Below are 19,203 nucleotides of genomic sequence, written 5' to 3' on the forward strand. Positions count from 1 at the left end.
ATAAACAACACCGGGGGGGTGCTGTTTCTTTCCCCCCCCTTTCCCCCCCAAAACACCCCCCGTCCCGGGGGGGCGTCACCGGGGGGGGCCCGCCCCTTGGGTGCGCCCCCCCGGGCCCCTCGTCATTTCCCGTGCGTGCGGATCCGGGCCCGCTCACATGGTCCGCTTCGAAGGCGGCCCGGACCGCCAGGGCGGGCCGTGCTTGCGGCGGTGTTCCTCCAGCAGGTCCCTGTCCGAGCGGCGACGCAGCCCGCCCGACAGCATGGCGCCGCCGACCAGCAGGAAGAGGCCTCCGCTGATGCCCAGGCCGAGGGGGGCGAGGGTACGGTCGCCGGTGGCCTCGATCCTCGGGTCGAGGATGCCGAGCGGGTCCTCGAAGAGGACGACGTGCTGGCCCCGCGTGAACGTGCCGTAGCAGTTCTGCTGTTGGCCGAGCTCCCGGACCCTGCCCGAGGGGTCGGCCACGCGGCAGAAGGACCGGGAATCCCCCTTGAGGTTGGTCCGCTCGCCGGTGTCGACCACCACCGCCTCGACCCGCTCGCCGAGCCGCATCGCGTACGCCTCGTACAGACTGGGGCCGGCGAAGATGCCGAGGGCCATGGTCCCGAAGCCGACGACCGTCGCCACTCCCGCCCGGTTCCAGCCCGAGCCCGCGACGCCCGCGCCGATACCGGCCGCCGCGAGCACGAGGAGCACACCGACCCAGAGCATGCCGTAGGGGTACTGGGCGAGGACGCCGCCGAGCGTCGCCGTCACCGGAATCAGCGCCGCCCAGAACAGGCTGTTCCGGGTCCGCGCCGGACCCGGCGGCAGGCCCTCGAAAGCCTGCCCCTTGCGCTCGGCAATCCGGGCTTCGTCCACCCCGGCCCCCTCCATCCACGTCATATGCCACTCGCCCCCACCCTATGCAGGCGCGGGGACGAAGACGCTGACGCGGTAGGTGGTCGGGTGCTGCAGGCGGCCGCAGAACTGGTCCAGCCGTACGAGGTTGGGGTCGGTGGCGAGGCCCTGTGCGTACATGCGGTGGACGAAGGTCCGGAACTCAGCGTGGTCCTCGGTGGAAAGGAGCGTCTCCCACCGGCCCGGTCCCTCCGGGAGGGAGCGCCGGTCCGTCTCCCGGAGACGTCGCTGCTTGCGTTTGCGCTGACCTGGCATGCCGACCATGGTCGGCGAGGCGGAGCCGCCGGTCGAGGGGATTTCGCGGCTCTGGGCGGCGGGCTCCTGACAGCTCCCTCACCGGCGGGCGGGAACTCCCCCTGGGCATCCCTGATGCCCAGGGGAGCGGTTGTCGCTTACCGCCGGGCTGCTGTGACGCCGCCGAGGAAGTCGCGCCAGGCCGTGGGGGTGACGGCCAGCTCGGGACCGGCCGTCACCTTGGAGTCCCGGACGTGGACGGCTTCCGTACAGGCTGCGACCTCGACGCAGCTGTCGCCTTCGCTGCCGCTGTACGTGGACTTGTGCCAGGAGAGGGCCACCTCGACGCAGTCGTCGCCCTGACTGCCGCTGTAGCTGCTCTTGAACCACCGCAACGGGGAGCTGTTCACAGGGATCCTCGCATTCGCATCAACAGGCCCGCGCTGTCCGCGGGATTGAGGGCCTGGATGCGAAGTTTGGCATACCGCTGGTGGAGGAGGCTGATGGCTTTCGGGTCCGAGATCACATGGCCGGACTCCTGTCCCTCGGTGTACCCCAGCCACTCGTGTTCATCGGTTTCGAGGAGTCGGAAGGGGCCGTCCGTGCCTGCGTGATCCGGGCTGATCGTCGGCATGATCTGGATGTCGACGTTGGGGAGTCTCCCGCACTCCAGCAGGCGGTCGATCAGCTCCCGTGTGACCTCCGGGCCGCCCGTCCGCCTCTCGATCAGAGACTGCTCGATGACAAAGCTGAAGAGGACGTACGGGGTGCGGAGCAGCAGCTTCTGTCGTTCCATGCGCACCGCCACACGGGCGTCGGCCTCCTCGGGCGTGGCCAGCGGCGGAACGTTGCCGATGAGGGCGCGGGCGTACGACTCGGTCTGAAGGAGTCCCGGAACCGAACGGCACTCGTACGTATTGAGGGTGACGGCCAACTCCTCCAGCTCTGCCCACCGCCGGAACCAGGACGCCAGCCCCCGCCTTCGCGCCAGCTGCCTCGCCGCGATGCCGATGACGCCGAAGGTGTCCAGTACCGCCTCGGTCTTGCTGATGAAGTTCCGGGACGGATGGCGGCGGCCCTGTTCGACCGAGCCGACGTACTGGACCGAGTACCTGATCAGCGGGGCCAGTTGTTCCTGGGTCAGGCCGGCCCGTTTGCGGGAGGCCTTCACCGTCTCGCCGAAGCTGCGCAGGGTGTCATCCGGTTCGACCTCGCCGTCACCGCTGTCGTCGGCACTCACCATGGCGGTCACCTCCCCGGGAGGAATGTTCACGCACGGTGACTCCCACCGTCCAGGGAATGAACTCGTACAGTTGGTTTGTACGAGTCCGCATGGTGTTGAACGAACCTGGTCGGCCGGGATGTTGGCACCATGACCGCACCTGCCGGACCCACCCCGGCCCTCGTACGCACGTTCACTCAGCGTTTCAGCTCCACCCGCCGCGGGGCCCGCCTCGCCCGCCTGCTGGCCCTCGTCGAGCTGCACGACTGGGGGATCCCCGAGTCCACCGCGCTCTCCGCCGACGTCGGGCTCCTCGTCGCGGAGCTCGCCGCCAACGCCGTCACGCACGGGCGCGTCCCCAGCCGGGACTTCGAGCTGCGGATGACCCTGCTGGAGGGCGTTCTGCGCGTCGAGGTCTCCGACTCCCGCCGCGACCGCCGCCCCGCCGTGCAGCCGCACGCCTTCCAGGCCGAAACCGGCTACGGCCTGCGCATCGTCGATGCCGTTGCCGCCGACTGGGGGGTCATGGACCGGGTGATCGGCAAGACGGTCTGGGCCGAGCTGGGGCGGTGAGGCGGAGCCGCGCGGTCGAGCGGGCTCTCAGAGGTACTGGGCGAAGTCGTCCAGGGCGCGCAGGATCTCCGCCTCCCGGGCCGAGGGGAGCTGCAGGACGACCTCCTCGATGCCGAGGTCGGCGTAGTGGGCGATCTTGCCGGGGCTGGGCTGGACGGCGTACGGGACCACCTGGAGGGTCTTCGGGTCGCGCCCGGCGGTCTCCCAGACCTGGCGCAGCACCGGCAGCGACTCGGTGAGGCCGCCGCCGCCGATGGGGAGCCAGCCGTCGGCGTGGTCGGCGACGGCGGCGAACAGCTTCGGGCCGGCCTGGCCGCCGATCAGCGTCCGGGGGCCGTGCAGGGGTACGCCGGGGCCGAGTTCGCGCGGGGCCTGGACCGGCTTCGGGTGGGCGTGGCTGGCCCGCACGCAGGAGTACTCGCCGACGTGCGCCGTCGGCTCGGGGGCCCACAGGGCGCGCATCAGCGCCATCCGGTCCCGTACGAGCTCACGGCGCGTGCGCCACTCGACTCCGTGGTCGGCGGCCTCTTCGACGTTCCACCCGTAGCCGACGCCGAGGGTGACGCGGCCGCCGGAGAGGTGGTCCAGGGTGGCGACCTGCTTGGCGAGGCCGATCGGGTCGTGCTGGGCGACGAGCGTGATGCCGGTACCGAGGTGCAGCCGCTCGGTCACGGCGGCGGCCTGCGCGAGGGCCACGAAGGGGTCGAGGGTGCGCCCGTACATCTCGGGGAGCTCACCGCCCATGGGCGCGGCGGTGTCCCGGGAGACGGGGATGTGGGTGTGCTCGGGCAGGTACAGCCCGGCGAACCCCCGCTCCTCCAGACTCCGTGCGAGACGCACGGGCGAGACGGTGCGGTCGGTGAGGAAGATGGTCGTGGCGATCCGCATGGCGTGTGGCACCTCCGAGACGTGGGACAGCCACGGTACGGCGTTACCCCTGCGCACGGCAGGGCGCGGCAACGTCGATGTCCTTGAGGTAGCGGTCGTACTCGTCCTTGGGGAGCGGTTCCGGCACGAGTGCGCAGAGGGCTGTCCGCCACGAGGCGAAGTCGATCGTGTGGCGGGTGAAGGTCCCGTCCTCCTTGAGGGAGAGGACCCTGCCTCCGGGGCCGGAGAGCAGCTGCACCGTGCTCGCGCTGTCGGTGCCCCAGGCCGGGACGGTCCAGCTGCCGACGGCGTCACCGGAGGCCGCGTCCCAGAACTGCAGAGCCCACTCGGCGCCGTTCTTGACGCGTTGTAGGAGGAGCCTGGCGTCGTTGCTGAAGACGGCGGAACGGTCCCCGTACTGGATTCCGGCCGAACTCTTGGTGAGCCGTCCATTGCTGACGTCGAGGATGGCGATTCGGTGATTTCCGTCAACGGCCGCCACCTTCTCGCCGTTGTGGCTGACGACAATGGTGATCCCCATGGTCGCTATGGAGCCCAGGGAGCTTTTGCGCGTCTGCTTGAGGCCGGTTTCGGCGTTCCACTTCCACACGGTCACGTCACTGCCGTCGAAGACGGCCAGGGCGCTTCCGTCCCCGCTGGTTTCCGCGTTGTCCGACGAGGTGTTGTACTCGCCGAGGTCCTGGCGGGTCTCAAGTGTCCGGGTGTCGAGCAGCAAGAGCCGGCTGGCCCCGGCCACGACGACATGTACACCGTCCGGCATGAAGAGGAGGGGACGATGGCCCGGGTTGGAGTATTGCTCGGGGAACGTCCGGGAAGCTCCCACCTGGGTTCCCTTGCGAGGATCCCAGAGCGTCAGTTCCGATCCCTCCACCAGGACGGCGAGGCTGCCATCGGTGTTCACGGCCACCACGGAATCGTTCGGGGAGATCTTCTTGGGGATGCGTCCCCGGCGCTGGATACCGGCGTCGCCATCGCTGATCGTCCACAGTTCAGTACTGTTCTCGCTCGACCGCAGCGCCATCCGGCCGGTCGAAGTGACCTCGCCGGGCTTGACCCGGTCCTCGTTCGGCAGGTTCTCGCCACCCTGCCCGGTCGTCGTGGCGAAGAGGGACACCGCCCCGTTCTCGGCTGCCGCGGCCACCCACTTCCCGTCGGCGGATGTGGCGACGGTGAGGACGGGCCACGTGAACGACCCGAGAGTCCGTCGCCGCCGCAGGGCGGAGTCGTAGGCCACCACCGACTGGCCGTCCGACATGGACATCAGCTGCCCGTTGTCGGCGGGCAGGGCGATGGCACGCGTGCCGGTCGAGTTCGTGGGCAGTGGCTGCCCATCCGTCAGTTCGGCGATGCGCTTGCCTGCGCTCAGGTCCCACAGTTCGTCCTTGCCGCCCTTCTTCGGAGCGAGTACGTACGCCCGCTCGCCGTGAGGGGTGAGGACGACGCCTCCGGTCTGGTCCCCAGTGGGTATCCCGGGTACCTGGCGCGGCGCGCTCCATGTGTTCGACTGCGGCGTGTAGTCCCGTACGGTGCCGGTGTCGCGGGCGAAGGTGACGAGCTGGTTCGAGCCGTCGAAGGCGAGGCTGAGCCCTTCGGATGTGGCAGGCCCTTCGGTGACTGCGTTACCGGTGTCGGTGTCCCAGACGCTGAGGTGTTCGACGTCCATGGCAGGGGTGTAGTAGGTCGCGGCCAGCCATTTCCCGTCGTCGGACAGGGCATGGCTTTGCAGCCTCTTGAAGGCGTTCGCCAGCTCTTTTCCGTCACTGGCGACGATGGTCCGCATCAGCTTGGTGCCGGGCACGTCCCACAGCTCGATCACGTTGTAGGTGGTCTCCACCATGAGCAGCCTGCCGTCGGCGCTGAACTGGAGGGCCCCTCCGTTCTGTGGCCCATGGGTGGGAAGCGGCGGCAGGGACTTGCCGGATCGAATGTCGTGGAGACGCACCTCGCTGAAGTCCAGGTAGTAGGCGAGGGTGCTGCCGTCGGGGCTGATCGAGACGTTGTTGTAGGGGGATCATCCCCGCACCGCGGGACTCGGACACCTGATCGCCTCCGGCCTCGAAGTGCCGCGCCACGCCTTCGTTGGCCGCCACCGCCCGGGCCATGGCCTGCGCGGACTCTCCGGTCGGCTGCACCGCTTCCGCGTACAGGGCGAGCTGGGCCGCCCTGCGCGGGTCGGTACCGGCTATCTCCAGGGCGCGGGCCGCGAGGGCCTGGGAGGCGGAACGCCGGGCACGGACGAGGGCTTCGCCCCGTTGCTGCCAGGCGAAGACGCCGGCGACGAGGGAGGTCACCAGAAGCAGGGAAAGGGCGGCTACGGAGCCGCGGAGCATGCGGGTGGCGATGCGGTGCTGGCGGAGGTCCTCGCTGTCGAGCGCGTCCTTGGTGCGGCCGTGGAGCGGGGCGGCAAGGGTGGCTACGACGTCGCGGAACTCCGCCTGGCGTAAGGAGAGTTTCTCGGATTCCCGGAAGCGGGTGAGGTCCACCCAAAGGGGTTCGGTGCCGAACTTGCCACGGAGGACCGCCGGCAGAGCGGTGGTGGCGTCCCAGTCGAAGTCACGAGTGTTGGTGTCCCAGGCGACCGTGCCACCGCTGACCGCGATGAGGAAGCGGTCCATGGGGCGGTTGTCGATCCAGAACTCGATCTCCTCACGTACCCAGCGCGATTGCGCCGCCTCCGGAGACGCCAGGTAGATGAAGTAGCGGGAGTGTTCCAGCTCCCTCTTGATGGATCCGCCGAGGTCGTTGTTGGCCGAGAGGCTGGTCGTGTCCCGGAAGACGTTGATCACTTGACGACGTGTCCAGGGCCGGGCGAGTCGGTGCAGGCCGCGCTGAAGCCCCTCGGCCAGGGCGGAATCCCGCTTGTGGCTGTATGAGATGAACGCGTCGCGTCCGTGGTCCATGGCTGCCCCCCAGCTCGCCGGCCCCTTGTGTGATCTCGTTCAACTCATAGGGTTACACGCGGGGTTCGTTGCACGGGAGGGGGCGGGGGAATGGTGTTGCGACGCAGGGGCAGGCGTGGCGGTGGAGGGTTCGGGCCGCAGGAGATCACGGTCAAGCTCGCCATTCCGTTCGTCGGGGAGATCAGCGGTGTCTGGGAGCCCGTGGACTCCGAGCGGGAGGCCGCCTGGGAGCTGTATGTGGAACTGGCGACCCGGATCTCCGTGGTGGAGCTGGGTGAGGACCAGGGCCTGCTGCGGGAGGCGCTGTCGTCGCTCTACACCGTCTTCGGCACCACGAGGGAGATCCTGCGCCGGTACGGGCCGGCGGTCGCCCCGCGCGTCGCGCCGGGGCACGTGACTTTCGGGGTCCTCGCGGTCAACGTGCTCAACCTCTCGATCAGGCCGCTGCTCAGCAAGTGGCACCCGCTGATCACCGCGCACGAGGCGACGCGCGGGGACCACGTCGACCCCGTTTCGCACGAACGGCGGTGGGCGCGGGCGGCGGAGCTGCGCGATGAGATCAACAGCGTGCGCGGGGTGTTGCTGTCGCTCGCGGCATCGCTCAACGAAGTGGCCGGCGTCGGCGATTTGATCACCGCACGCGTGCCGAGGCAGGCGTCCGCGACCGATGCCGCCGCCACGGACGCGCCCGCGGCGGACGGGGTCTAGCCGCGCGGGTAGCGGGAAAGCCAGGCCGGGGAGGCGAGGGAGGGGCCGTGGAGGGCCGGGCCCTGGGTCATCTCCAGGGCGAAGTCGTCGGCGAGTTCCAGGACCGTGGCGCGTCCTTCCAGGTCGGCGAGCCACGCGGCCGGGAGGGCCGTCTCGCCGTGGAGGGCGCCGAGCAGAGCCCCGCACAGGGCCCCGGCGGCGGTGGAGTCCCCGCCGTGGTTGACGGCGAGGCGCAGGCCGTGGGCGATGTCCTCGGCGACCAGGGCGCTGTAGACGGCGATGGCCAGCGCGTCCTCGGCGCCGTCGCCGGCGCCGGTGGTGAGGGCTTCGACGACGTGGGGGCCCGGCACGCCCTGGGTGACCGCCGACAGCGCGTGCTGGAGGGCGTCGGTCACGGGCTGGTGGCCCGGGCGGGAGCCCAGCAGGCCGAGGGAGCGCTGGACGGCGGAGTCGAGGGAATCGCCGCGGGTAAGGCCGTGGACGATCACGGCGAAGGCCCCGGCCGAGAGGTAGGCGGTGGGGTGGCCGTGGCTCTGCGTCGCGCATTCGACGGCGAGCTGGAGGACCAGGGCGGGTTCCCAGCCGACCAGCAGCCCGAAGGGGGCCGAGCGGGCGGTGGCGGCGGCGTCCCGGGCGGTGGGGTTCTTCGGGTGGGCGAGGGTGCCGAGCAGACCGTCGGCGAAGCCCGTCATGCAGGCGCGGGCCGGGTCGCGGCGGGTGTAGAGCCACTCCTGACGCGCGAGCCAGCCGTTGTCCGCGCGGCGTTCGTCGGGGCCCCAGTCGTTCTGGGTGGCCGCCCAGCGGAGGTAGGCGCGGTGCACGTCGGTGGGCGGGTGCCAGGCGCCGGTGTCGCGGCGTACGTGGGCCCGTATCAGGCCGTCCACGGTGAAGAGGGTGAGCTGGGTGGCGGCGGTGACGGCGCCGCAGCGGCCGTGGACGGGCACGGGGTGGGTCAGGCCCCCGGGACCGTGGATCTCGCGGATCTTCTCGAGGGAGCGGCCGGCGAGGGGCGCGCCGAGGGTGTCGCCGAGGGCGGAGCCGAGCAGGGTGCCGCGGACCCGGCTGCGGAAGTCCTGCTGCTCGGCGCGGCCCCACAGGCCGGTGTTCGAGGAGGCGGTGCGCATGCCGCGGCCGTCCGTGGGCCCGGAAGGCCCCGCCTGGCTCATCTGCCCGGCGGGGGGCACCAGCTCCGCCCGGCGCATCTGCCCCGGCGGGCCCGTCCTCGCGAAGGCCGGTCCGCCGGGCGCGTCCGTACCGCCCACCGTGCCCTGGATGACCACCGCACCAGTCCTGATCGACTCGTCCACCGACCCCACCGTTCCCGCCCATGCGGGCCAACGGCCCCGCAACAGCACTGGCGGGCACTGTAGTGGACACCTTCCGCCGAGGCCGGAGGGAGTCCGTCAAGCGGCCCGTATGAGGGCGGAGAACGGCCGGAACCCGAACACTTCCGGCCGCCGCCCCGGCCGATGGCGCATTCTGTCAGTCGCGGCTCGCAGCTCGCGGCTCGCGGCTCGCGGGTCGCCGGTCGCCGGTCGCCTCCGCCACCGCCGGAACCTGCGGACCTGCGGACCTGCGCGTCGGCCGACCGGGCCCGACGCGGCGCAGGAGCCCGGCCGGAACGCCCCGGCCGGGCTCCTGCGCGTACCGCCCCGTCCCGTCAGTCCAGCACCGGCAGCAGCTCCGGCAGGTGCCCGTCCGAGGCGTGCGCCGCCTCCTGGCGCTCCCGCGGGACCTCCCCGTACAGCGTCGTACGGGCCTTCGCGGGCCGCCCCGCCGCCTCCGCGACGGCGATCAGGTCCTGCACCGACTTGTACGAGCCGTAAGCCGACCCGGCCATCCGCGAGATCGTCTCCTCCATCAGCGTCCCGCCGAGGTCGTTGGCCCCGGACCGGAGCATCTCGGCCGCGCCCTCCGCGCCGAGCTTGACCCAGCTGGTCTGGATGTTGGGGATGTGCGGGTGGAGCAGGATCCGGGCCATCGCCGTCACCGCCCGGTTGTCGCGGACCGTGGGGCCGGGCCGGGAGATGCCCGCCAGGTACACGGGTGCGTTGGTGTGGATGAACGGCAGCGTGACGAACTCCGTGAAGCCGCCGGTCTGTTGCTGGATCCGGGCCAGTGTGCGGAAGTGGCCGAGCCAGTGCCGGGGCTGGTCCACGTGCCCGTACATCATCGTGGACGAGGAGCGGATCCCCAGCTCGTGCGCCGTGGTGACGACCTCGATCCAGTCCGCCGTCGGGAGCTTGCCCTTGGTCAGGACCCAGCGGACCTCGTCGTCCAGGATCTCCGCCGCGGTGCCCGGGATGGAGTCCAGCCCGGCCTCCTTGGCCGCTGTCAGCCAGTCCCGTACGGACATCCCCGTACGCGTCGCGCCGTTGACGACCTCCATCGGGGAGAAGGCGTGGACGTGCATGCCGGGGACGCGTTCCTTCACCGCGCGCGCGATGTCGAAGTACGCCGTCCCGGGAAGGTCCGGGTGGATGCCGCCCTGCATGCAGACCTCGACCGCGCCGACGTCCCAGGCCTGCTCGGCGCGGTCGGCGACCTGGTCCAGGGAGAGCGTGTAGGCGTCGGCGTCCGTGCGGCGCTGCGCGAAGGCGCAGAACCGGCAGCCGGTGTAGCAGACGTTGGTGAAGTTGATGTTCCGCGTGACGATGTACGTGACCTCGTCGCCCACGACCGACTTGCGCAGGTCGTCCGCGATCCGGCACAGGGCGTCCAGCGCCGGGCCGTCCGCGTGCAGCAGGGCCAGCGCCTGCGCGTCCGTCAGCCTCGTCGGATCGTCGGCGGCCTGGGCGAGGGCGCCGCGCACGTCGGTGTCGATGCGCTCGGCGACCATCCCGGGCGCCGCGGCCTCCCGCAGGGCCTCCCAGTCGCCGTACACCTCGTCGAAGTCGTCGCGCCGGTCGCCGGTGCGGCCCTCGGTGTCGATGGTGGCGTGCAGGTCCGTGCGCCCGTACGCGGTGAAGCCCTCGTCCGGCTCCTGCCACGGCCTGCCCTCGACGGGTGCGCCCTCGTCGGCCAGCCCGGTCTGCGGATCGGCCAGCGCCCGTACGTGCGGCAGCAGGCGGGGGTCGAGCCAGGGCTCGCCGCGCTGCAGGAACTCCGGGTAGATGGTGAGGCGTTCGCGCAGCTCGAAACCGGCGGCGGCGGTCCGCTCGGCCAGCTCCTCGATGTGCGGCCAGGGGCGCTCGGGGTTGACGTGGTCGGGGGTGAGCGGGGAGACCCCGCCCCAGTCGTCGATGCCCGCGCCGATGAGCAGCGCGTACTCGGCGTCCACGAGGTTCGGCGGCGCCTGGATCCTGGCGCTCGGGCCCAGGACGTGCCGGGCGACGGCGATGGCCGCGGCCAGCTCCTCCAGCTCCGCGTCCGGCATGCCGCGCATGGCGGTGTCCGGCTTGGCGCGGAAGTTCTGGACGATGACCTCCTGGATGCCGTGGTAGGCGCGCTGGATGCGGCGCAGCTCGAAGAAGGCGTCGGCGCGCTCCTCGTAGGACTCGCCGATGCCGATGAGGACGCCGGTGGTGAAGGGGACGTTGGAGCGGCCGGCGTCCTCCAGCACCCGCAGCCGTACGGCCGGCTCCTTGTCGGGGGAGCCGTGGTGGGGGCCGCCCGGCTCCGACCACAGGCGGGTGGCGGTGGTCTCCAGCATCATGCCCATGGACGGGGCGACGGGCTTGAGGCGCTGGAGCTCGGACCAGGTCATGACGCCCGGGTTGAGGTGCGGCAGCAGGCCCGTCTCCTCCAGCACGCGGATGGCCATGGCGCGCACGTAGGCGAGGGTGTCGTCGTAGCCGTGCGCGTCGAGCCACTCGCGGGCCTCGGGCCAGCGGTCCTCGGGGCGGTCGCCGAGGGTGAAGAGGGCCTCCTTGCAGCCCATGGCCGCGCCCTGGCGGGCGATGTCGAGGACCTCGTCGGGGGAGAGGTACAGGCCGTGGCCGCTCTTGCGCAGCTTGCCGGGGACGGTGACGAAGGTGCAGTAGTGGCACTTGTCGCGGCAGAGGCGGGTGAGCGGGATGAAGACCTTGCGGGAGTAGGTGATGACACCGGGCCGCCCGGCGGCGGCGAGCCCGGCGTCCCTGACCCGCGCGGCGGAGGCGGCGAGGTCCCTCAGGGCCTCGCCGCGCGCCTGCAGGAGTACGGCCGCCTCGGTCGCGTCGAGCGCGACGCCGTCGCGGGCCCGCCGGAGCGCACGGCGCATCGCGTTTTCGGTCGGAGCGTCACTCGGAGTGGTCATGGGCCGAGCATACGATCCGATGTTCCCGGGGCGGGGTGGCCAGGGGGTGGCTCATCTCATCAGCTCACCGGCGTTGACCAGCAAGGACTGGCCGGTTATCGCCCGTGCGCGGTCGGAGGCGAAGAAGACGGCGGCGTCGGCGACGTCCCCGTCGGTGGCGAGGTCGGGCAGTGCCATGCGTCCGGTCAGGCGGGCGTGGACCTCGGCTTCGGGGACGCCCTCGGTGTGGGCGCAGAAGGTGACGAAGGCCTGCACGGGCGGGCCCCACATCCAGCCGGGCAGCACGGTGTTGACCCGGATCCGGTGGGGGCCGAGCTCGCGTGCCATGGAGTACATGGCGGAGGTCAGGGCCCCCTTGGAGGCGGCGTACGCGGCCTGCTGCACCTCGCTGGGCGCGGCCACGGCGGACTGCGTACCGATGATCACGACGGACCCGCCGCGTTCCTTGAGCGCGGGCAGGCAGGCCCGGGTCATGCGCAGGGTCCCGAGCAGGTTCACGTCGAGGATCTGCTGCCAGGTCCCGAAGTCGGCGTCGGCCAGGCCTCCGAAGTACGAGTCCCAGGCGGCGACGTGGACGACGGCGTCGATCCGGCCGAAGCGGGTCCGCGCCAGCTCGGCCAGGGCCTCGCACTGCCGCTCGTCGCCGATGTCGGTGACCAGGTGCGCGGTGCGCGTGCCCTCGGGGTCGATCTCGGCGGCGGACTTGACCAGATTGGCCTCGGTGCGCGCTCCGAGGACGGCGTTCCCGCCGTCGCGCACGACGGCGGCGGCCACTTGGTGCCCGAGCCCGGCCCCGACTCCGGAGACGATGACGGTCTTCCCTTGCAGCAGCATGACGAGCCTCCAGGCGGACGCACTGATCTGACGGCGCGTCAGATTACGGGGGCGGCGCGGTGATGTGAAGGGGAGGGGCGGCGGAACCCCGGGGAGGACGGGGCGGTCCCTCCATCCGGTTGACTGGCGGGCGGGTCGGCCTTCCGGGGCCGTGGACGGCTGGAAGCATGCGCCCATGGCATCCCGGGCAGGCACGGCTCAGAGCTCCGCGAAGGCACGAACGGTTCTGGTGACGCTCGCGTCCGGCCAGTTCCTGATGGCCCTCGACAGCTCCGTCATGAACGTCTCCATCGCGACGGTGGCCGAGGACGTGGGCACGACCGTGACGGGGATCCAGGGCGCGATCACCGCCTACACCCTCGTGATGGCGATGTTCATGATCCCCGGCGGCAAGGTCGGGGCGCTGATCGGCCGCAAACGCGCCTTCATGATCGGCTGCTGCATCTACGGGGCAGGCTCCTTCACCACGGCGATCGCACCGAGCCTTCCGGTGCTGCTGCTGGGCTGGTCGTTCCTGGAGGGAGTCGGAGCGGCGCTCATCCTGCCCGCGATCGTGGCGCTCGTCGCCAGCAACTTCGCCGTCGAGCGCCGTCCCACCGCCTATGGACTCGTCATGGCCGCCGGGGCCGTGGCGATCGCGGTCGGGCCGCTCATCGGCGGTATCGCGACGACGTACTTCTCCTGGCGGTGGGTGTTCGCCGGCGAGGTCCTGGTGGTGCTCGCCATCCTCGTGCTCGCCCGCCGCATCGCGGACGCCCCGCCCGGTGAGCGCCGCAGCATCGACTACACCGGCGCCGTCCTCTCCGCGATCGGGCTCGGTCTGTTCGTGTACGGCGTGCTCCGGTCCGACGAATGGGGCTGGTTCAAGCCGAAGCCCGACGCGCCCGCTTGGTTCGGGGTCTCCCTGACGGTGTGGCTGATGCTGGCGGGGCTGCTGCTCACCTGGGTCTTCCTGCGCTGGGAGGCCAGGGTCGTGGAGAAGGGGCGAGATCCCCTCATCGATCCCGCCATGCTGGGGAACAGGCAGCTCAGCGGCGGGCTGACGATGTTCTTCTTCCAGTACCTCGTGCAGATGGGCGTGTTCTTCGTCGTCCCGCTCTACCTGTCCGTCGCCCTGGGTCTGTCCGCACTGCAGACCGGAGCCCGCCTCCTGCCGCTCTCGGTGAGCCTGCTGGCCGCCGCGACCCTGATCCCGCGCTTCCTCCCGGACGTCTCGCCGCGGCGGGTGGTGCGGCTCGGGATCTTCGCGCTGCTGGCGGGCGCGGTGGTCCTGATGGCCGCGCTCGACCTGGACGCCGGCGCGGAGGTCGTCACCCTCCCCCTCCTGCTGATCGGGCTCGGCATGGGAGCGCTGGCGTCCCAGCTCGGGTCGGTCACCGTGTCCGCGGTGCCGCAGGCGCAGAGTGCGGAAGTCGGCGGCGTACAGAACGCCGTCACCAACCTCGGCGCCTCGATCGGTACGGCGCTCGCCGGATCCGTCATGATCGCCGCGCTCGCCACGTCCTTCCTGAACGGCATCGAGCAGAATCCGGCGGTCCCGGACAGCGTCACGAGCCAGGCGACCGTCAAGCTCCAGAGCGGCGCGCCGTTCCTGTCCGACGCCCAGCTCCGGACCGCCCTCGACGAAGCCGGTACGAGCGCGGCGGTCTCCGAGGCGGCACTGGACGCGAACGCCGAGGCCAGGCTCGACGGCCTGCGCGCGGCGCTGGCCATCCTCGCCCTCGCCGCGATCGTCGCCCTGTTCTTCGTGAACCGGATCCCGTCGGCCCAGCCGCGCTCGCCGGAGGCGTAGCCCGCCCCCGGCGGGACGTGCGGGGCCGCAGCGGGGCGCGCAGGATGGAGTCATGGCCGTACCGGCGCCCCGTACGTCCCACCGCCCGCTGCCCGGCCCGCCCCGGACGGCCCTCGTGGCTGCCGCGGTCTTCCTGGGGGCCGCGCTGGCCGCCGTGCCGGCCCGTCCCGCCCACGCCTTCACCGGCGACAACCACGAGGACATCACCCGGGCCGCACTGCCCTGGCAGCCCGTGACCCTGACCGCGATGGCCGACGCCCGCGACGGGGCGATCAACGCCAACGACCGCCGCCCCTACTTCGACGTCGGCCCCCTGCACTGCGACAACGCCGACTACCTCGCCCCGCGCCACGCCCCCGGCTACCCCCGCACCCGGGACGAGGCCACCACCGAACTCCTCGCGTGCGTCCGCACCTCCGTCGCCCGCTTCCGCAGCGCGGTCCGGGCCGCCGACGGCCTCGTCGACGCCGGCGGCACGGTGCGCGCCGACCAGAGCGACCTGTCCTCCCCCTGCGCGTGGGAGGAGAAGCCCGGGCGCGCCAAGTGCGTCCTCATCGAACAGCTCGGCCGCGGCTGGCACCAGATCGAGGACTTCTACGCGCACTCCAACTGGAGCGACCGGGCCGCCCCCGGTCCGGTGGGCCCCGCCAACCCGCCCGGCCTGGAGCGGACGGACGTGGCCCCGTTCCTCGACATCCGCCGCTACAGCGCGATGAAGGACGCCGACTGGACCCGGGAGGCGCGCGAGCGCGTTCCCGAAGACCTCGCCACCGGCTGCTACCCCGACTTCGATTCCACCGGCGTCAAACCCGCCGACTGCGACGGCCGCGTCTCCCACAACCGCGACCTGAACAAGGACACCGCCGAGTCCGCCCGATCCAGGACGGATGACGACTTCCGCCGCGCCACGGCCGGGGCCACCGCCGAGATCACGCGCCAGTGGAACGACTTCAAGGCCGAGCTGCTCGCGGCGTACCCCGATCACCGGCGCGGCGCGCAGATGATCTGCGCCCTCGTGCACGACGACCCGGCCGCGGCCTGCCCGTGACGGTGCGGGGAACGGTCCGCCGCCGCTGCCGCCCGCCGCCGCCCGCCGCCGGGCACCGCTACCACCGGCTCCCGTGCTCCGTCAGCGCCGCGCCCAGGCGGGCCACGCCCCGCGCGATCTCCTGCGGCGTGTGCGTCGTGAACGACAGGCGCAGGGTGCGGGGGTCCGGGGGGCCCGTGAAGAAGGAGGACCCCGGCACGAAGGCGACCTCGTGTGCGAGGGCCGTCTTCAGGAGGGCCGTCGCGTCGTGGCCCTCCGGGAGGCGGGCCCAGACGAACATGCCGCCCTCCGGGCGGTTCCACGCGGAGCCCGCCGGGAGGACACCGGCCAGGCCCGCCAACAGGGCGTCGCGCCGCGAACGGTAGGCGGCGCGGACTCCTGCGATGTGGGCGTCCAGATCCGCCGCGGCCAGGTAGTGGGCCGCGGCCAGCTGGTCCACCGTCGAGGTGTGCAGGTCGGCCGCCTGCTTCGCTATCACCGCGGCCCGGCGCAGGGCCGCCGGGGCCCGCAGCCAGCCCAGTCGCAGCCCCGGCGCCATGATCTTGGAGAAGCTGCCGAGCAGCGCCGTGCGGTCCTCGGCCCCCGGGTGGGCCGCCAGCCAGGGGACCTCCGCGCCCTCGTAGCGCAGGTCTCCGTACGGATCGTCCTCGACGAGCCACAGCCCGAGGCGGGCGGCCGTCGACGCCACCGCCGCCCGCCGGGTCCCCGGCAGGGTGCGCCCGGTCGGGTTCTGGAAGGTGGGGATCGTGTAGAGCAGCTTGGGGCGTTCCCGTACGACGGCCTCGGCCAGGGCCTCGGGGATCAGGCCCTCCTCGTCGCAGGGCACGGCCACCACCCTCGCCCCGGCCAGCGCGAAGCACTGGAGCGCCGCCAGGTAGGTGGGGTTCTCGACGAGGACCACGTCCCCGGGCTCGATCAGGGCGCTCGTGATGAGCGTGAGGGCCTGCTGGGAGCCCGAGGTGACGATCACGTCGTCCTCGCCCGTCGCCAGCCCCCGCGCCGTCGCCCGCCGCGCGACGGCTGCCCGCAGCTCCGGCGCCCCCTCGGTGGTCGAGTACTGCAGCGCCCGCCGCGCGGAGGCCGAGAAGGCGGCGTCGTACGCGGTCCGCAGCCCCTCGGTGTCGAAGAGCTCCGGGGCGGGGAGGCCGCCGGCGAAGGAGACGATCCCGGGGCGCCCGGTGAGCGCGAGGATCTCGCGTACGGGCGAACCCCCCACCGACGTGGCGCGCGCGGCGAACGCGGGGGGCGGCGACACGGTGACGGGGAGGGCGGCTTCAGCGGGCACGGGAGCTCCTCGGGGAGTCGGGTGGGCGCATCGTAGCCCCAGAAAGATGCAGACGGCACGCATGTGTCACATCGTGAACCGGCTCCGCCCCCTCCCCATCTGACGGCACATCAGCTAGACCGGTCCCATGACGACAGGAGAGCAGGGCCGCCCGCCCCAGGACCGGCGGCCGCAGCAGGACACCCGCGCCGAGGACTACGCCGCCCTCGCGGCCGTCGGCCCCTACGGCGTCCGCCCCGGCCATGCGCTGATCACCATGGTGGAGCCGCACCCGGGGCACGAGTACGCGTACAACCGCTGGTACGAGGACGACCACTACTACGCCGGTGCGATGGCCATGCCGTGGATGTACGCGGGCCGCCGCTGGGTGGCCACCCGCGAGCTCCAGGAGCTGCGCTACCCCGAGAAGTCGGCCGTCGCCCAGCCGGTCACCGCCGGCTGCTACCTGTCCACGTACTGGGTCACCGAGGGCCGCTACGACGAGCACATGAAGTGGACGGTCGGCATCAACAAGCGGCTGAACCGCGACGGCCGGGTGTACCGGGACCGCACCCACGTGTTCACGGCCTTCCAGGACCACGAGGCCACCGTCTACCGCGACGGCGCCGCGGGCCCGCGCGACTTCCACGCCCTCGACCATCCGTACGCGGGCCTCGTCGTGCAGGTCGTCGACGCCGACGGCCCGGAGCGGCGGGCCGAACTGCTGGAATGGCTGCGCGCACGCGCCCTGCCCGAGCGGCTGCACGGCTCTGCGGCCGCGATGGTGACGGTCTTCCGGCCCACGCCGCTGCCCGGCGACCGGATGACGTACGTCAAGCAGGTCGAGGGGGTCGACACCCGCCTCACGCTGCTGTGGTTCCTGGAGCAGGACCCCCGGGAGCCGGCCTGCTGGGCCCACTTCCAGGGGCTGGACGCCGAGGTCGCGGAGGCGGGACTCGGGCGGGTCGAGCTGGTGGCGCCATTCGTCCCCACGGTCCCGGGAACGGACCGGTACGTCGACCAGCTGAGGTGAGCAGCTGAGGTGACCAGCTGAGGTGACCGCACCCGGGAGCCCCCGGACACGGCCGAGCCCCCTCGGCCAGGACGGCGGCCAGTCGAGAGGGCTCTAGTCAGTGCTGCGGTAGCACGGATGGCCCGTGGTTCCGACGGCGCATCCGGGGTGGCTGGGTCGCATGCAGTGACGTTTAGGCGAGGCGTCCCAGCCGGCCCTCGGTGACACCGTCGACGAACGAGGACCAGGAGCCGGGGGCGAAGGTGAGGGACGGGCCGTCCTGCACCTTCGAGTCGCGGACCGCGATGGCTTCCATGACGGGGGACTTGACCTCGACACAGGCCCCGTTGGCGGAATAGGAGGACTTGGTCCAGTTGTCCGTGGCGCCCTGGCGAATAGCCATGTTTCTCTCCGGTTCAGCGAGTAGTTCTGCTGGCGTGTCGGCCACTGGTCCGGCCGACGTGATCGACGCTACCCGCAGCTCCTGATAGGTGAAGGAGCCGTTCACCCGACCGAGTGGCATATTCCAGTCAGGTCTTATGTGGCCGGGGAGTGACGGTGTACCGTGCCGACCCGCCCCGCCGCGCTCCCGGACTCGCCCTGCCTCCTGGTGATTTACTCGCCTTTGCCCGCGTAGCGGTCGATGATCCCCGAGATGAACTCCCGCGTCTGGTCGACGTTGAGGGCCTGGGCGCGCAGGTGTTCGTACATCACGCTGTACTTCTGCACGTCGTTGGCCTTCTCCAGGTACAGGTCGCTCGTCACGCCCTCGATGTAGACCACGGTCGAGTCGGAGGCGTCCGGGAATTCGAGGATGGCGTACTGGCCGTTGACGCCGGGGTGCGCCCCGAGCGAGAACGGCATCACCTGCACCGTGACGTGCGGCTGTTCCGACTGCTCTATCAAGTACTGGAGCTGGCGGACCATCAGTTGGTCGTCGCCCACGCGCCGGCGCAGTGCCGCCTCGTCGATGACCGCCCACAGCCGCAGCGGTCCGAGCTCCGGGTTGTTGTTGTCCGTCTCGGAGAGCCGCTTCTGGCGGTGCATCCGGACCTGGACGCGCTTCTCCACGTCCGCCGGAGCGGTCTCCGGCCACGCGCCGCGGACGAGGGCCTGCGCGTACTCCGTGGTCTGGAGCAGCCCCGGGATGACCAGCGGTTCGTACGTGCGCAGGCTCGCGGCGTCCGTCTCCAGGCCGATGTAGACGCTGTACGGGATGTCTCCGAAGGCGTGCCACCAGCCCTGCTGGCGGGAGTCCTTGGCCATCTGCATGAGCGAGTCCACCAGCCGGAGGTCCTCCACCTCGTACACCTCGCACAGGTCCCGTACGTCGCGCTGGCTGATGGAGCGGCGGCCGTTCTCCAGCCGGCTGATCTTGGACTGGGAGACGAGCAGGCGCTCGGCGACCTGCTCGGCCGTCATGCCCTTGTCCTCGCGGAGCTTGCGCAACTCCATGCCCAGTCGGCGGCGTCGGACGGTGGGATTGACATTGGACGCCACGTGAACGGCACCTCCGCCTTCTTCTGTAGCGGTCTCTCTGCGTGTCTGATGTCGAGCAGACTGCCACCGAAGCGGGCGTCACCGCTGGGGA

At 71.6% G+C, this 19,203-nt stretch carries 18 protein-coding genes; 5 read left to right on the forward strand and 13 right to left on the reverse strand.

Going from position 1 to position 19,203, the window contains the following annotated elements; all coding sequences use genetic code 11:
* Positions 1–153: 153 nt before the first annotated feature.
* The 4 genes from ACFCZ1_RS11445 to ACFCZ1_RS11460 all read right to left on the reverse strand — a co-directional run bounded on the left by ACFCZ1_RS11445 (position 154) and on the right by ACFCZ1_RS11460 (position 2,377).
* Positions 154–861 (reverse strand): hypothetical protein, encoded by a 708-nt coding sequence (locus ACFCZ1_RS11445; protein ID WP_376678154.1) that lies wholly within the window; start codon positions 859–861, stop codon positions 154–156.
* A gap of 42 nt (positions 862–903) precedes the next feature.
* A complete protein-coding gene (locus ACFCZ1_RS11450; RefSeq protein ID WP_376678155.1) occupies positions 904–1,155 on the reverse strand; it encodes a hypothetical protein in 252 nt (83 codons plus the stop codon).
* Positions 1,156–1,292: 137 nt separating this feature from the next.
* Positions 1,293–1,544, reverse strand: coding sequence for a DUF397 domain-containing protein (locus ACFCZ1_RS11455; protein ID WP_376678156.1), 252 nt, complete (start codon positions 1,542–1,544; stop codon positions 1,293–1,295).
* A complete protein-coding gene (locus tag ACFCZ1_RS11460; protein WP_376678254.1) occupies positions 1,541–2,377 on the reverse strand; it encodes a Scr1 family TA system antitoxin-like transcriptional regulator in 837 nt (278 codons plus the stop codon). The genes ACFCZ1_RS11455 and ACFCZ1_RS11460 overlap by 4 nt, the downstream gene beginning before the upstream one ends.
* A gap of 129 nt (positions 2,378–2,506) precedes the next feature.
* On the opposite strand from ACFCZ1_RS11460, the gene ACFCZ1_RS11465 reads away from it, so the two are divergent.
* Entirely contained in the window at positions 2,507–2,929 is a 423-nt protein-coding gene (locus ACFCZ1_RS11465) for an ATP-binding protein (protein ID WP_376678157.1), read from the forward strand.
* A gap of 27 nt (positions 2,930–2,956) precedes the next feature.
* Here the strand turns inward: ACFCZ1_RS11465 and ACFCZ1_RS11470 are convergent, their stop codons facing one another.
* The 3 genes from ACFCZ1_RS11470 to ACFCZ1_RS11480 are packed head-to-tail and all read right to left on the reverse strand — an operon-like array spanning position 2,957 to position 6,717.
* On the reverse strand, positions 2,957–3,817 hold the full coding sequence (locus tag ACFCZ1_RS11470) for a TIGR03619 family F420-dependent LLM class oxidoreductase (RefSeq protein WP_376678158.1): 861 nt from the start codon (positions 3,815–3,817) through the stop codon (positions 2,957–2,959).
* 43 nt (positions 3,818–3,860) lie between these two features.
* Complete coding sequence (locus ACFCZ1_RS11475; protein WP_376678159.1) at positions 3,861–5,654, reverse strand: WD40 repeat domain-containing protein; 1,794 nt, start codon at positions 5,652–5,654, stop codon at positions 3,861–3,863.
* Positions 5,575–6,717, reverse strand: coding sequence for a TIR domain-containing protein (locus tag ACFCZ1_RS11480; RefSeq protein ID WP_376678160.1), 1,143 nt, complete (start codon positions 6,715–6,717; stop codon positions 5,575–5,577). Before ACFCZ1_RS11480 ends, ACFCZ1_RS11475 begins: the two co-directional genes overlap by 80 nt.
* Before the next feature lie 90 nt (positions 6,718–6,807).
* Here ACFCZ1_RS11480 and ACFCZ1_RS11485 point away from each other — a divergent pair, with 90 nt between their 5' ends.
* Entirely contained in the window at positions 6,808–7,425 is a 618-nt protein-coding gene (locus ACFCZ1_RS11485) for a hypothetical protein (protein WP_376678161.1), read from the forward strand.
* On the opposite strand, the gene ACFCZ1_RS11490 is transcribed toward ACFCZ1_RS11485, so the two are convergent.
* The 3 genes from ACFCZ1_RS11490 to ACFCZ1_RS11500 form a co-directional block, all read right to left on the reverse strand.
* A complete protein-coding gene (locus ACFCZ1_RS11490) occupies positions 7,422–8,549 on the reverse strand; it encodes an ADP-ribosylglycohydrolase family protein (protein ID WP_376678255.1) in 1,128 nt (375 codons plus the stop codon). The genes ACFCZ1_RS11485 and ACFCZ1_RS11490 overlap by 4 nt on opposite strands.
* A gap of 536 nt (positions 8,550–9,085) precedes the next feature.
* Positions 9,086–11,662: a bifunctional FO biosynthesis protein CofGH gene (locus tag ACFCZ1_RS11495; RefSeq protein ID WP_376678162.1), complete on the reverse strand. Its 2,577-nt coding sequence runs from the start codon at positions 11,660–11,662 to the stop codon at positions 9,086–9,088.
* Between the two features lie 51 nt (positions 11,663–11,713).
* Positions 11,714–12,496: an SDR family oxidoreductase gene (locus ACFCZ1_RS11500; protein WP_376678163.1), complete on the reverse strand. Its 783-nt coding sequence runs from the start codon at positions 12,494–12,496 to the stop codon at positions 11,714–11,716.
* Between the two features lie 175 nt (positions 12,497–12,671).
* Here ACFCZ1_RS11500 and ACFCZ1_RS11505 point away from each other — a divergent pair, with 175 nt between their 5' ends.
* Both ACFCZ1_RS11505 and ACFCZ1_RS11510 read left to right on the forward strand, forming a co-directional pair.
* Positions 12,672–14,288 (forward strand): MFS transporter, encoded by a 1,617-nt coding sequence (locus tag ACFCZ1_RS11505; RefSeq protein WP_376678164.1) that lies wholly within the window; start codon positions 12,672–12,674, stop codon positions 14,286–14,288.
* Between the two features lie 52 nt (positions 14,289–14,340).
* Entirely contained in the window at positions 14,341–15,336 is a 996-nt protein-coding gene (locus tag ACFCZ1_RS11510) for a hypothetical protein (RefSeq protein ID WP_376678165.1), read from the forward strand.
* A gap of 58 nt (positions 15,337–15,394) precedes the next feature.
* Here ACFCZ1_RS11510 and ACFCZ1_RS11515 read toward each other — a convergent pair whose 3' ends face one another.
* Positions 15,395–16,621, reverse strand: a complete 1,227-nt coding sequence (locus ACFCZ1_RS11515; RefSeq protein WP_376678166.1) for a PLP-dependent aminotransferase family protein — start codon at positions 16,619–16,621, stop codon at positions 15,395–15,397.
* 127 nt (positions 16,622–16,748) lie between these two features.
* Between ACFCZ1_RS11515 and ACFCZ1_RS11520 the strand changes: the two genes are divergently transcribed.
* Positions 16,749–17,633, forward strand: a complete 885-nt coding sequence (locus ACFCZ1_RS11520) for a hypothetical protein (RefSeq protein WP_376678167.1) — start codon at positions 16,749–16,751, stop codon at positions 17,631–17,633.
* 172 nt (positions 17,634–17,805) lie between these two features.
* Here the strand turns inward: ACFCZ1_RS11520 and ACFCZ1_RS11525 are convergent, their stop codons facing one another.
* Together ACFCZ1_RS11525 and ACFCZ1_RS11530 are read right to left on the reverse strand one after the other, a co-directional pair.
* On the reverse strand, positions 17,806–18,015 hold the full coding sequence (locus tag ACFCZ1_RS11525) for a DUF397 domain-containing protein (protein WP_376678168.1): 210 nt from the start codon (positions 18,013–18,015) through the stop codon (positions 17,806–17,808).
* A gap of 212 nt (positions 18,016–18,227) precedes the next feature.
* A complete protein-coding gene (locus ACFCZ1_RS11530) occupies positions 18,228–19,112 on the reverse strand; it encodes a helix-turn-helix domain-containing protein (protein ID WP_376678169.1) in 885 nt (294 codons plus the stop codon).
* Between the last annotated feature and the right edge of the window lie 91 nt (positions 19,113–19,203).

Source organism: Streptomyces sp. NPDC056224 (assembly GCF_042267665.1).
Lineage (GTDB): Bacteria > Actinomycetota > Actinomycetes > Streptomycetales > Streptomycetaceae > Streptomyces.